Source organism: Flavobacterium sp. HSC-61S13 (assembly GCF_024171535.1).
In the GTDB taxonomy this organism is placed as follows: Bacteria; Bacteroidota; Bacteroidia; order Flavobacteriales; family Flavobacteriaceae; genus Flavobacterium.
The window spans coordinates 502,066-516,020 of the sequence record NZ_JALJZV010000001.1; the positions used below are offsets into that span (position 1 = coordinate 502,066).

Below are 13,955 nucleotides of genomic sequence, written 5' to 3' on the forward strand. Positions count from 1 at the left end.
TCTAAAATGTCATGATTAGCTTTTTGCTAAAATTTTCATTTCTTTCTCAATCATATCATAGAATTGGTCAATTCTAGGCATGATGATGATTCTAGTTCTTCTGTTTTTCTGTCTGTTTTCTGGTGTATCATTAGATACTAAAGGAACATAAGAACTTCTACCAGCAGCGATTAACTGTTCTGGTTTAACACCTAAATCATTTTGTAAAATTCTTGTGATTGAAGTAGCTCTTTTAACACTTAAATCCCAGTTATCTTCCATCATAGCATTTTTGATAGGCACATTATCTGTATGTCCTTCAACCATACATTCGAAATCCGGTTTGCTATTAACAACCTTAGCTACTTTCGCTAAAATTTCTTTAGCACGATCGCTAACTACATAACTTCCGCTTTTGAAAAGTAATTTATCAGCAATAGAGATAAACACAACTCCTTTTTCAACATTAACTTCGATATCTGGATCGTTGAAGCCAACTTCTCTTTTTAAACTGGTTACCAAAGCTAAAGTCACAGAGTCTTTCTTAGAAACCGCATCTTGAAGGCGCGAAATTCTAAGATCTTTCTCTTTCATGCTTTCTAATGATTTCTCTAAGTTTTCTGCTCCTTTAGAAGATAAAGTAGTTAGATTACCCATATTGTTTAACAACTTATCATTAGTCTCTTTTAATAAATCAGCATGAGATTTTAAAGATTCTTTTTCCGTTAAACATGTATTTAATTTAATAGTACAAGTATTCAATAAATCTTGAATCTCTTTGTTCTTGCTTTCTAGAGCGGCAATCTTCTTTTGACTCCCACAAGAGCTCAAAGTAATTGCCAAAATAGATAATCCTAAAATGACTTTTTTCATAATAAATAATGATTTGTTATATATTGCTAATCTATCAAAAATTGTGCAATTATTAAAATAAATTAAACGAAACTAATGTTAAAGTATTTGTTTGAAATATTTCTTTTTTTCTATAAAATATTGCTTGGCGATGCTTTGACAATAGTAATAGTCCTCTTGTTGGTTCACGGCTCGTTTCTTGAAGTAGTACGCAGCCTTCTTATAGAAGTGAAAATGAGCTTGAATCACAGCAAGACAATGCTTGGGATTTCCTTGAAACAAAAATTTAATACCCGCCACACCGTCGAGACAAAGACGTATAAAAATCATCCCAAATAAATTTTTACGGGGAAGGTTTTTTAATAACATAAACAGCGAATTTCTAAAGTTTAAATAGGTTTTTCGCGGGTTCTGATAGTCCAAAGTGGCTCCTCCGACATGATATACGGTTGATTGGCCGCAATAAAAAACTTGATAACCGTGATTTTTTGCACGCCAACACAGATCAATCTCTTCTTGATGTGCAAAAAAATCAACATCAAAACCCTGCAGTTGTTCAAAGACATTTCGACGTATAAAGAAACAGGCTCCTGAAGCCCAAAAAATCGGTAGCGTATCGTTGTATTGTCCTAAATCGGTCTCTAGAGTGTCAAATATACGACCGCGACAAAACGCAAAGCCAAAACGATCGATATATCCACCCCCTGCGCCAGCATATTCAAATCTAGATTTGTCTTTATAATCGAGTATTTTCGGTTGAATAATCGCAATATTCTGTTTTTGGTCAAATAATTCGATAATCGGTAACAACCAATTTTCAGTAACTTCAATGTCGGAATTTACCAATGCCAAATAGGGCTCGGTCACTTCTTTTAAAGCCACATTATAACCCATGGCATATCCATAATTATCATGGTTACTAATGATTTTGACCGATGGATAATGATTTTTGATATAGTATATTGAATCATCCGTAGAAGCATTGTCTGCAACATAAATCGATGCATTTGGGGAGTATTCAACTATGGAAGGCAAAAATTGTTCGAGTAATTTTTTACCATTCCAATTTAAAATGACAATTGCAATTTGAGGCATCATTTAGGATTTTAATTGATATATAGGCAATTCTGACAAAAAGTGGTATTTCTCCAACTCAAAATCCATCTGACAAAAGTAATGATTTAAACCGTTTGATATATACAGTAAATCGGCTTGTAATAATAGATTATAACGCGCAATTTGATCAAAAGTACTTTGGGTAATTTTGACCTCTGGCGCTTTACATTCAACCAATAGAAATATTTCGCCATTGGGCTTAAAGACAACTACATCATAGCGTTTAGTTAAATCATTTATTTTAATGACTTTTTCGACATTAATCAATTGCTGTGGGTAATTTTTGTTAAATATCAAATCGTGGACAAGGTGTTGGCGTACCCATTCCTCAGGGGTAAGCTGAATAAACTTTTTCCGAATAATATCAAAAATAGCAAGCTTATTTTTAGTATTTTTGAAGCGAAATTCAAATGAAGGAAAATTTAATTTTTGCATAACACAAAGATATTTTTTCTAACGACAAAGAACAATTAAACAAAAAATATTTTGGATCAGGTAATACAAATTACAAAAGATATCAAAGCAGGAACTATAGCACCCGTTTATTTTCTAATGGGTGAAGAACCGTATTATATCGATAAGTTATCTGAATTTATTGAAAAGAATATTTTAACGGAAGATGAAAAGAGTTTTAATCAGATGGTGTTATATGGCAGAGACGTCAGTATGCAAGAGATTATTTCCAATGCCAAACGATTTCCTTTAATGGCCGAACGCCAGGTAATCATCGTAAAGGAGGCTCAGGAACTCATTAGAACTATTGATCAGCTAGACGATTATTTAGAGCATATACAACCAAGTACCGTATTGGTTTTTTGTTATAAATACAAAACCTTAGACAAACGTAAAAAGGTTTATAAAAACATTCAGAAAAAAGGCGTGCTTTACGAGAGTAAAAAGCTGCGGGAATATCAGATTGAAGCTTGGTTAAAACGGGTGGTTTCCGGTAAGGGTTATAATATCGAACCCAAAGCCGCGGCGATGTTAGTAGAGTTTTTGGGTACGGATTTAAGTAAGATTGCTAACGAACTCGATAAGTTGACCATTATTTTGCCTAAAGGCAGTGAAATAACGGCAGAAGTGATTGAGCGCAATATTGGTATAAGCAAAGATTTTAATAATTTCGAAATGATCAAAGCTATAGTAGATCGCGATCAATTAAAAGCCTATAAAATTGCGCATTACTTTTCACAAAACACCAAAAACAATCCTTTGGTTTTAACTTTAGGGTTGGTCTATTCGTATTTCTCTAAGCTGCTCTTGTATCATGGTCTTAAAGACAAGTCTGCTACCAATGTGGTTAAGAATTTAAAAATTAGTCAATACGGTCTTAAGGACTATGAAATCGGTTTTAAGAACTATCCAATGAGGAAGGTCAGTCAAATCATTTCAATTCTAAAGGATATCGACCTAAAGAACAAAGGAGTGGGGGCATCAGCCATGCCACAAGGGGATTTATTAAAGGAAATGCTAGCTAAAATTTTTAATTAATATATTTTACCATGAGTAACAAATGGAATAAAAACAAAATTTTGGGATGGGCAACACTGATCATGATTGCAATGGGAGTAATTTTAATAGCCTTAGGGATATTTAGATACAATGAAGTTGCCGGATGGGGATTTGTTGCAGTAGGAGTAGGATTCTTCGCTAATGCCTGGGTTTTTAGTGCACTTAAAGGAAGGGTGTAATTTTTTAAAATAAAGTATAATAAAGATAAAAAAGATCGGATAAACCGATCTTTTTGTTGTTTTGAACTTAAATCATATCGTAATCCAAGTGATTGCGATACAGTCTGATGGTACCATTTTCTAAGGTAACCAATAATTTGCCATGATCTGCCCAAACGGCATTGATAACAACATCTCCGATATGCATAGTTATTTCATCAACACCTTCCGAGTCTTTTAAATGGACATTGGTGTTTTCTACTACAATATTGTTGGCAATAATTAATTTTTGACTGAATTCCATAAATGTGATTTTTCACTAATTTAATTAAAAAAAAGGGTATTCAACAAATAACAAACTCCTATTTTTTGTAAGATTTTAATAACGCGATACGACAATTTTCCTAACAAGTTGATATGCTGCGAAATACTTTAAGTACAAATTTATCAACTCCGGCAAATATTTTTTTGGATTTGTGAATCGCGCTTTTATTTGATAAAACGGTTAAAGGAGCCCGGCTCTTTTCCTTAAGGACAAAAATCAGCATCAAAAACTCTTAGCGCTCTGGTAGGATTTATATTAAAACTTTATATTTCTTTTATCGCAAATAATGTATTAATTTTGATTTTTTGGAAAAGTTGGGTAAAACGGATCTAAAAAAAACACTTAAAAACTAATCAAACATTGTATGTCAGACGATAAAAAAGTTATTTTTTCAATGTCGAAGCTGAGTAAAACTTATTCTTCGACCAATAAACAAGTCTTAAAAGATATTTATTTAAGCTTTTTCTATGGAGCAAAAATTGGTATTCTAGGTCTTAATGGTTCGGGAAAGTCTTCTTTGCTTAAGATTATTGCTGGAGTTGATAAAAACTATCAAGGAGATGTGGTTTTTGCTCCGGGATATACAGTTGGATATTTAGAACAAGAACCGATCTTAGATGAGACCAAGACGGTTATTGAGATCGTCAAAGAAGGAGCTGCAGAAATTGTGGCTGTTTTGGAGGAGTTCAATAAAATCAACGATATGTTTGGTCTTCCAGAAGTTTATGAAGATGCAGATAAAATGCAGAAACTGATGGATCAGCAAGCGGTTTTACAAGATAAAATTGATGCTGCAGGAGGATGGGAATTAGAAACCAAGTTAGAAATAGCTATGGATGCATTAAGAACTCCAGAGCCCGACACTCCAATTAATATTCTATCAGGAGGAGAGCGCAGACGTGTGGCCTTATGTAGGTTGTTATTACAACAACCGGATGTATTGTTACTAGATGAGCCTACCAACCACTTAGATGCTGAATCGGTATTATGGTTAGAACAGCATTTACAACAATACCCAGGTACTGTTATCGCAGTAACGCATGATCGATACTTTTTGGATAATGTAGCTGGATGGATCTTAGAATTGGATCGAGGAGAGGGAATTCCTTGGAAAGGGAACTACAGCTCGTGGTTAGATCAAAAATCTACTCGTCTACGACAAGAGGAAAAAATAGCTTCTAAACGTCGAAAAAACTTGGAACGTGAGTTGGATTGGGTACGTCAAGGTGCCAAGGGAAGACAAACCAAACAGAAAGCACGTTTACAGAATTACGATAAATTATTAAATGAGGATCAAAAATCGTTAGAAGAGAATTTGGAAATATACATTCCGAATGGTCCCCGCTTAGGAACACAAGTTATCGAAGCCAAACACGTTTCTAAAGCATTTGGTGATAAATTGTTATATGAAGATTTAAACTTTACTTTACCACAGGCTGGAATCGTTGGTATTATCGGACCTAACGGTGCTGGTAAATCGACTATTTTCAGAATGATTATGAATGAACAGCAGCCAGACTCAGGTTCATTCGAAATCGGAGAAACGGTTAAAATTGCTTATGTCGATCAATCGCACAGCAATATCGATCCCGAGAAAACAATCTGGGAGAATTTCTGTGATGGTCAAGAATTGATTATGATGGGAGGTAGACAAGTCAATTCAAGAGCTTATTTAAGCCGTTTTAACTTCGCTGGATCCGATCAAAATAAAAAAGTAGCCACTTTGTCTGGTGGAGAGCGTAACCGCCTTCACTTAGCCATGACTTTAAAAGAGGAAGGTAACGTATTATTACTGGATGAGCCTACCAACGACTTGGACGTTAATACGCTACGTGCTTTAGAAGAAGGTTTAGACAACTTTGCTGGATGTGCAGTAATCATTTCCCACGATAGATGGTTCTTAGACCGTGTTTGTACACATATTCTAGCGTTCGAAAACGATTCTCAGGTTTATTTCTTTGAAGGATCCTTCTCTGAATATGAGGAAAATCGTAAAAAACGTTTTGGTGATGTGGCTCCGACACGTGTGAAATATAAAAAATTAATTAGATAGTTTTTCACTTTCTAAAATCAATACTTAAAGAGGTCGTATTTTAAAAATACGACCTCTTTTTTATTATGGGTAATGTCGCGTTAAGAAAGCTTAAGATTCGAGTATTCGCATCTCATGAAGTAAAACTGTTTCGTATTTAGCCCCTTGAATACTGATACATTACGCTGTTTTACTTTTGAAGTTTTAATTCTTCTAAAACCGTTTTTAGCGCGGCATTAAACTCTTCGGGTTTCTCAAGCATCGGATAATGACCGGTTGCTTTAATAACCATACTGTCGTAGTCTTTAAAGTATTTGTTATTGCTATTCAAATCAATGCCCTCCGAATCGGAAAGAATTCCTCTCACTGGAATAGTAATCATTTTAGACAGTTTCTGGACATCCATTTCATATAAAGGCTTCAATGCATTTATAGCCAGTTCAGAATCGTTTTGAAGGAATTCATTTTGAAGCTGTTGTTTTACTGCAATAGGCGTCTCTTCAACAAAAAGATAGGCCGGCATAATGTCTTCAATGGCTGATTTAAAGTCGTTACGGTAAAAATCAAACATGTACTGCTCGGCCTGTTCAGGTGTAAACACTTGATCTAAATCTTTTAAAGTATCTATTAAAATTAACGCTTTTACCTGAGGAAGATCTAAGGCTGCTTGAAGTACATATGCACCAGACATCGAATGTCCTACTAGTATAACATCGGCCACATTTATCTGGTTTACCACCGTTTTAATATCATCAGCATATTGTTCCGCAGTCCAATTCTTCCTAGTTCTATCGGATTTTCCATGCCCGCCTAAGTCTATTTTAACAACCGTATAGCTGTCCTTTAAAAAAGTCTCTTGACCGTTCCACCAATTGACGTTTCCAAGCCAACCGTGTACAAAAACGATCGCCGTATTTCCTTTGCCCGTTTCTGTGTAGTGCAATTTTACACCGTCTGTAGATAAAATATATTTTTCCATGGATAGGTTATTTATTCGTTCTTTATGAGAGCTGTTTTATGGACCCGTTTTCTAACTCAATAATATACGTGCTTCTTCCTTAACAGTTAATAAGGCAGTAGCTATCGGATTATTTTCTGGAAAACTACTTTTAAGTAAAGCTTGACGCAAATCGTTGGCGTCGCGATTATGCTGATTAGCAGCTTGAGTACTTATTTCTTGTACTAATTTATTCTTAGCATTTTTAACCACAGTCCAAAGATTTTCTGAAATATAAATCTGTTGTGATAAATTGTATTCAAACTCCTGTTCTATATGTTGTACTAATAAGGTTTCATAAGCGGTTTTTCCCAATGAAATTGGAGCGATACGAACCAATAGATTCTTTAAATCGTTGCGTTCTAGAAAGAGTGTTAATCTTTCGTATGCTTGTAAGCGCAAGGTAAATTTATCTTTTTCTAGATTTTGAGTCGGCACAGCGGCAGACTCTCTTTTGTCATTTTGTTTGACAAATTCTGAAAAATAAAAATACGCAACAGCACCTGTAACTATGGCTGGAAAAGTGTAGGAAAAAGTCTCTAATAAAAAATCAAACTGCATAGTTTCAAACGGATTAAGTAAATACCAAAATAAACACAATTTTGCTAGACTATCAAAATTTTTTTAAGCCGTTAAAAAACTTGTTATAACGGCTAAGGAGTAGTATTTTTGAATTTTGGGATCGAAATTATGCAAAACTATATAAGTCAATTGAATGAGGCGCAACAAGCGCCTGTACTACAGAAGGATGGGCCAATGATTGTGATCGCTGGAGCAGGCTCGGGAAAAACCCGTGTTTTGACTTTGCGCATTGCCTATTTAATGCATCAAGGCGTCGACGCTTTTAATATTCTTTCGCTAACCTTTACCAATAAGGCAGCGCGGGAGATGAAAACACGTATTTCGCAAATCGTAGGAAGTTCGGAAGCCAAGAATCTTTGGATGGGAACTTTTCACTCGGTATTTGCTAAAATATTGCGTTCAGAAGCTGATAAATTGGGATATCCTTCCAATTTTACGATTTACGACTCACAAGACAGTTTACGTTTGATTGGGCAAATCATCAAGGAGATGCAGTTGGATAGAGATGTATATAAACCCAAACAAGTTTTGAGCAGAATTTCATCCTTTAAGAACAGCTTGATTACAGTCAAGGCATACTACGATAATCCTGATTTACAAGAAGCAGATGCGATGAGTAAAAAACCTCGTATGGGGGAAATATATCAACATTATGTGGACCGTTGTTTTAAATCTGGAGCCATGGATTTTGACGATTTACTGTTGAAAACCAATGAGCTGTTAACGCGTTTTCCAGACGTTTTAATGAAATACCAAGATCGTTTTAGATATATTTTAGTGGATGAGTACCAAGATACGAATCACTCTCAATATTTAATTGTGAGAGCCTTATCGGATCGCTTTCACAACATTTGTGTTGTTGGAGATGATGCACAAAGTATTTATGCCTTCCGCGGTGCCAATATCAATAATATCTTAAACTTTCAAAAGGATTACGAAAACGTACAAACCTATCGTTTGGAACAAAACTACCGTTCTTCGAAAAACATTGTAGAAGCTGCCAATACCATAATAGATAAGAATAAAGTCAAACTGGAAAAAATCGTTTGGACCGCCAACGACTTTGGACCTAAGATAAAAGTACACCGTTCTTTGACTGATGGAGAAGAGGGACGATTTGTAGCCGGAACCATTTTTGAGGAAAAAATGCGCAACCAGCAAAAGAATGGTGATTTTGCTATTCTATATCGCACCAATGCGCAATCTCGAGCGATGGAGGATGCCCTGAGAAAAAGAGATATTCCGTATCGAATTTATGGAGGATTGTCTTTTTACCAACGTAAAGAGGTGAAGGACGTTTTAAGTTATTTGCGCTTGGTAATCAATCCTAAAGACGAAGAAGCTTTGGTACGTGTAATCAATTATCCCGCTCGTGGAATTGGCCACACTACAATCGATAAATTGACCATTGCTGCCAATCACTATAAGCGATCGATCTATGAAATCATGGAACACATTGATAAAATCGACTTGAAGATTACTGCGGGAACAAAAAATAAATTGACGGATTTTGTCAATATGATTAAAAGCTTCCAAATCTTAAATGAAAATCAAGATGCGTACTTCTTAACGGATCACGTTGCTAAGAAATCGGGATTGGTTCAAGAATTGAAAAAAGATGGTACTCCCGAGGGAATTACCAAAATGGAAAATATAGAAGAATTACTAAACGGTATCAAAGACTTCACTGATGGACAGAAAGAGGTTGATGGTGCGCGAGGAGCATTAAGTGAATTTATGGAAGATGTTGCTTTGGCGACGGATCTCGATAACGACAAAGGCGATGACGACCGCGTAGCTTTGATGACGATTCACTTGGCGAAAGGTTTGGAATTTCCAACGGTATTTTGTGTCGGAATGGAAGAGGATTTATTCCCGAGTGCTATGAGTATGAGTACGCGTAGTGAACTAGAAGAGGAGCGAAGGTTGTTTTATGTTGCCTTGACCCGAGCAGAGCATCAAGCTTATTTGACCTATGCACAATCTCGTTATCGTTGGGGAAAATTAGTAGATAGTGAACCTTCTCGATTTATAGAAGAAATAGATTCTCAGTATTTGGAATACTTAACGCCTACGGAAACCAATTACCGCTACAAACCGCGTATCAATAGTGATATTTTTGGCGATGTCGATAAATCTAAACTGCGTCAACAAAAACCGCTAAGTGGAACACCTCCAAGCACTTTACAACAAGAAGACACTGTTGACCACAATATTCGCCGATTAAAACCTGTCACATCCCATGCGGGACCGACCGTTAAATCAAACGTAGACTATGGATTAGAAGTCGGTCAAATTGTGATGCATGAACGATTTGGTAAAGGATTGATTGTTAATCTAGAAGGAGCAGGAGCTGATAAAAAAGCAGAAATTAAATTTGATGTGGGCGGGTTAAAGAAATTGCTATTACGATTTGCAAAATTGCAAATTTTAGGCTAACTTATACCGTAGTAAACACGAAATATTATGGCAAAATTCATTAAAATATATCCCGACAATCCCAACGCTAAGGAAATTGCGAAAGTAGTAACCATCCTTAGAAATGGGGGATTGGTGATCTATCCAACTGATACCGTTTACGGTTTAGGCTGTGATATAACGAACTCAAAAGCATTAGAAAAAATAGCAAAAATCAAGGGGATCAAACTCGATAAAGCTAATTTTTCATTTGTTTGTCATGATTTGAGCAATATATCGGATTATGTTAAACAGATCGAAACATCGACTTTTAAGATTTTAAAGCGCAGTTTACCCGGTCCTTACACTTTTATTCTTCCCGGAAACAATAACCTTCCCAAAGAGTTCAAAAAGAAAAAAACCGTTGGTATACGTGTACCCGATAACAGCATTGCGTTAGAATTAGTTCGACAGTTGGGTAATCCCATTGTATCTACCTCAATTTATGATGAAGATACTTTGGTTGAATATACCACCGATCCAGAATTGATTTTTGAAAAATGGCAAAACATCGTCGATGTAGTCATCGATGGTGGTTTCGGAGATAATCAAGCCTCTACTATAATAGATCTGTCTGGTCCCGAACCCGAAGTCATCAGAGAAGGTAAAGGAAGTATTGACGTTTTTTAGATTTTAAAAAGCTGTCTTCTTAGACAGCTTTTTAAAATCTACATCAATTGGTGTTTTTATAGGTAATTTACTTCGATTATAATAAAACTCTTTAATTCGAATTCCTTTCCTTTAGTGTGATAAAATAATCAAACTTGGTGTTGAGTATAAGCGACATTTGATTATATAATCGACTATCAAAGATGATTTCATTTAAAAATTGATCGGATTGTGTAAGATCTTGATCGTATAAAATATCAAAGCTTTCTTTTTTGCCGAGGCATACTAAAATTATATCTTGTATATAAAAGGAGTACTTATTGCCTTGATTATCATAGAAATTAGTATTCCTTGGAAGATAATATAAGAACGATCTCAAATGATCAACGGGTAGCAATTGATTGTTCCATACATGCCCATTACAATATTGATGGACAAATTTTACGATAGCATCTGAATCTGCTGCTAGTCCATCTTGATAAATAGCATCACTAAGAGCTAGAAATCTACGATCAAATAACCATTTCACTATGAGATTGGCACATCTTTTACTAAAAGCGAAAGACTCTTGATTATACCTACTTTCGAAATATACGCTTGATATTAATTCGGATTGCTCAATAACTGATACGTTACTAGATGCAGACAAATTCTTTTTTTTATCCCAAGTATAAAATACTTTAAGCACTGTATCGGGATCCATTTTCATCTCATAAATAGACTCATCGCTATACGTACTAGCAGCTTCACCCATAATTTTCTCTATGGCTTCTACGGAAAGAATGGGAGCGGGGATTACATCCCAAAAATCTTGAGGTTTGGGATCTGGTTTCTTAGCAGAATCCTCCTGGTGCGTAAATTGTATGCTAGACAAGTAAGCAACAAATTTATAATCGTCGTTCTTAGGGCTTATAGGCGGCTGAAATCGATCATTTGTAATGTCGTATTTAAACCAGAAGGAAATGTTTAGTGGTTTGTAGATAATACTTTTAGACCCTTGGTTGGGAGTAATTGTTTTGGGTAGTTTACCCAATTGATATTTTTCAAAAAACATCAGCAGTTTAGGATCATTCGATGCCAGCCCAATTAATTCTATTAAGTCACTTTGTTTCATCATTACTATACATTTTAAGACACTTTTTACTTTTAAATAACCAGCAAATGGTATCCACTAAGCAATGATGATCTACTAAAAACAAGATCAATCATCCGCAACGTATCAAAAGCCATTCCTGCACTATCATTTCAATAATAAAAGCAAGTTTAGCCTATTTTTAGATAATTAATTATAGTCGATTGGTATTTAGTGTCTTTCACTTGGCGTTTCGTTAATTCCAAACTCTTGCCGTATTGTTTTGTTATAAAAATGAAGAAAATCATAGGCTTCTTAAATCGGTGATTACTGACAGTAAAATAACTAACAACGCTTTAAAAAACGATTGTCAAAACAATACTTTAGTTCCCTAAATAGAAACAGTCAAAAAACAGATAAGTAGTAAAAATATTAGGCTTTTCCATTGAAGTTTGTTATTTTTGTAATCAGTTTATATTTAAAGCTAAACATATTTCACTATGAATTTACACGAATTTCAAGGTAAACAAATATTAGCAAGTTACGGAGTAAGAGTACAACGTGGCTATGTTGCTAACAACGCGGAAGAAGCGGTAGAAAAAGCAAAACAATTAACGGAAGAAACAGGTACTGGTTGGTATGTGATCAAAGCTCAAATTCACGCAGGTGGACGCGGTAAAGGTGGAGGCGTTAAATTGGCTAAAAATTTAGATCAAGTAAAAGAAATTGCTGGTCAAATTATTGGTATGGACTTAATAACTCCGCAAACTCCACCACAAGGAAAAAAGGTAAACCGCGTATTAGTTGCCGAGGATGTTTATTACCCAGGTGAAAATGAGCCGTCTGAATTTTACATGTCAGTACTTTTAGATCGTTCTAACGGTCGTAATATGATTATGTATTCTACTGAAGGAGGTATGGATATCGAAGATGTTGCTGAAAACACTCCACATTTAATTTTCAAAGAAGAAGTAGATCCTAGTGTTGGACTTCAAGGTTTCCAAGCAAGAAGAATTGCTTTTAACTTAGGTTTATCAGGAAATGCTTTTAAAGAAATGGTTAAGTTTGTAGATGCACTTTACAATGCTTATGTAGGAAGTGATTCATCAATGTTTGAAATCAATCCAGTTTTAAAAACTTCAGATGACAAGATTTTAGCTGTAGATGCAAAAGTTTCTTTAGATGACAATGCACTTTACAGACAAAAAGAATATGCTGAAATGCGCGATATCTCAGAAGAGAATCCAATTGAAGTTGAAGCAAAAGAAGTAGGTCTTAACTATGTTGATTTAGATGGTACAGTTGGATGTATGGTAAACGGTGCTGGTTTAGCAATGGCTACTATGGATTTAATTAAATATGCAGGTTTTGAACCAGCTAACTTCTTAGACGTAGGTGGAACTGCTGATGCTAAACGTGTTGAGACAGCTTTCCGTATTATCTTAAAAGATCCTAATGTTAAAGCTATTTTGATTAACATTTTTGGTGGAATTGTTCGTTGTGACCGTGTTGCACAAGGTGTTGTTGATGCTTACAAAAATATGGGTGACACGATCAATGTGCCAATCATCGTTCGTCTTCAAGGTACCAATGCAGAAATTGCAAAAGAATTAATTGATAATTCAGGTATGCCTATTTTATCTGCTGTTGAATTTCAAGAAGCTGCAGATCAAGTTAAAGCTGCTTTGTCTTAATCAATCCAAGATATCGTTTTATTAAAAAAGCCTGAACTTATGTTCAGGCTTTTTTAGTTATAAAAAAAACGTCGTTGAAATCTAGGTTCCAACGACGTTTTATATCGTTTACTCGTTATCCTTCTTCTTAGGTTTTCCGTTATTGTACTTAACATTACCTAGTGGGTTGAATTTCTTGTTTTTTAAATCCGGTTTTTTATCTCTCGATTTAGAAAAAGTTTTAGGTTTTGCATGACTTGAATTAGTATCTCTATCCTTGCGGTCCTTCTGATCGTATTCTTTTGAAGGTTTAGGTTTGTGAGATTTAATCACATCCATGGGAACTTTTGGTTCTTCTTTAGTTCCTCTCAAATGAATGACTAATGCATTTAAAAAATTTCTCAATACCTGATCACCACATTCCACATACTTAGGATGTTCGGGATCTCTAAAAAAATTCCCAATTTCTCCTTTCGAAATTCTAAAATCTACTAATTCTAAAATTTCTATGATTTGATCATCGCGTAATTGCAAGGCAACACGTAATTTTTTAAAAATATCGTTATTTGTCATTATGGTGATTGATTTGTA

14 protein-coding genes are annotated in these 13,955 nt (G+C 35.1%); 6 read left to right on the forward strand and 8 right to left on the reverse strand.

Annotated features, from left to right (window positions below; all coding sequences use genetic code 11):
- Positions 1-15: 15 nt before the first annotated feature.
- The 3 genes from L1275_RS02130 to L1275_RS02140 all read right to left on the reverse strand — a co-directional run bounded on the left by L1275_RS02130 (position 16) and on the right by L1275_RS02140 (position 2,382).
- Positions 16-852 carry an OmpA family protein gene (locus tag L1275_RS02130; protein ID WP_253469218.1) on the reverse strand — a complete coding sequence of 279 codons (837 nt, stop codon included), beginning with the start codon at positions 850-852 and terminating at the stop codon, positions 16-18.
- Positions 853-930: 78 nt separating this feature from the next.
- Positions 931-1,929, reverse strand: a complete 999-nt coding sequence (locus tag L1275_RS02135) for a glycosyltransferase family 2 protein (RefSeq protein WP_253469220.1) — start codon at positions 1,927-1,929, stop codon at positions 931-933.
- On the reverse strand, positions 1,930-2,382 hold the full coding sequence (locus L1275_RS02140) for a type I restriction enzyme HsdR N-terminal domain-containing protein (protein ID WP_253469222.1): 453 nt from the start codon (positions 2,380-2,382) through the stop codon (positions 1,930-1,932).
- Positions 2,383-2,433: 51 nt separating this feature from the next.
- On the opposite strand from L1275_RS02140, the gene holA reads away from it, so the two are divergent.
- Positions 2,434-3,438: a DNA polymerase III subunit delta gene (holA, locus tag L1275_RS02145; protein WP_253469224.1), complete on the forward strand. Its 1,005-nt coding sequence runs from the start codon at positions 2,434-2,436 to the stop codon at positions 3,436-3,438.
- 11 nt (positions 3,439-3,449) lie between these two features.
- Positions 3,450-3,638, forward strand: a complete 189-nt coding sequence (locus L1275_RS02150; RefSeq protein ID WP_253469226.1) for a CAL67264 family membrane protein — start codon at positions 3,450-3,452, stop codon at positions 3,636-3,638.
- A 67-nt stretch (positions 3,639-3,705) separates the two neighbouring features.
- On the opposite strand, the gene L1275_RS02155 is transcribed toward L1275_RS02150, so the two are convergent.
- Positions 3,706-3,921 carry a hypothetical protein gene (locus tag L1275_RS02155; RefSeq protein ID WP_253469229.1) on the reverse strand — a complete coding sequence of 72 codons (216 nt, stop codon included), beginning with the start codon at positions 3,919-3,921 and terminating at the stop codon, positions 3,706-3,708.
- A gap of 385 nt (positions 3,922-4,306) precedes the next feature.
- Between L1275_RS02155 and ettA the strand changes: the two genes are divergently transcribed.
- The gene (gene ettA / locus L1275_RS02160; protein ID WP_253469231.1) at positions 4,307-5,995 is read left to right on the forward strand and encodes an energy-dependent translational throttle protein EttA; all 1,689 of its coding nucleotides are present in this window, start codon (positions 4,307-4,309) and stop codon (positions 5,993-5,995) included.
- A 169-nt stretch (positions 5,996-6,164) separates the two neighbouring features.
- Here ettA and L1275_RS02165 read toward each other — a convergent pair whose 3' ends face one another.
- Together L1275_RS02165 and L1275_RS02170 are read right to left on the reverse strand one after the other, a co-directional pair.
- Positions 6,165-6,953 (reverse strand): alpha/beta fold hydrolase, encoded by a 789-nt coding sequence (locus tag L1275_RS02165; RefSeq protein ID WP_253469233.1) that lies wholly within the window; start codon positions 6,951-6,953, stop codon positions 6,165-6,167.
- A 51-nt stretch (positions 6,954-7,004) separates the two neighbouring features.
- On the reverse strand, positions 7,005-7,532 hold the full coding sequence (locus tag L1275_RS02170) for a hypothetical protein (protein WP_253469235.1): 528 nt from the start codon (positions 7,530-7,532) through the stop codon (positions 7,005-7,007).
- Between the two features lie 129 nt (positions 7,533-7,661).
- Here L1275_RS02170 and L1275_RS02175 point away from each other — a divergent pair, with 129 nt between their 5' ends.
- Complete coding sequence (locus L1275_RS02175; protein ID WP_253469237.1) at positions 7,662-9,992, forward strand: ATP-dependent helicase; 2,331 nt, start codon at positions 7,662-7,664, stop codon at positions 9,990-9,992.
- 27 nt (positions 9,993-10,019) lie between these two features.
- A complete protein-coding gene (locus L1275_RS02180) occupies positions 10,020-10,640 on the forward strand; it encodes an L-threonylcarbamoyladenylate synthase (protein ID WP_253469239.1) in 621 nt (206 codons plus the stop codon).
- A gap of 91 nt (positions 10,641-10,731) precedes the next feature.
- Here the strand turns inward: L1275_RS02180 and L1275_RS02185 are convergent, their stop codons facing one another.
- Positions 10,732-11,736, reverse strand: coding sequence for a hypothetical protein (locus L1275_RS02185; protein ID WP_253469241.1), 1,005 nt, complete (start codon positions 11,734-11,736; stop codon positions 10,732-10,734).
- A gap of 455 nt (positions 11,737-12,191) precedes the next feature.
- Between L1275_RS02185 and sucC the strand changes: the two genes are divergently transcribed.
- Positions 12,192-13,385 carry an ADP-forming succinate--CoA ligase subunit beta gene (sucC, locus tag L1275_RS02190; protein ID WP_253469243.1) on the forward strand — a complete coding sequence of 398 codons (1,194 nt, stop codon included), beginning with the start codon at positions 12,192-12,194 and terminating at the stop codon, positions 13,383-13,385.
- Positions 13,386-13,493: 108 nt separating this feature from the next.
- Here sucC and L1275_RS02195 read toward each other — a convergent pair whose 3' ends face one another.
- A complete protein-coding gene (locus L1275_RS02195; RefSeq protein ID WP_253469245.1) occupies positions 13,494-13,937 on the reverse strand; it encodes a DUF1456 family protein in 444 nt (147 codons plus the stop codon).
- Positions 13,938-13,955: the final 18 nt, after the last annotated feature.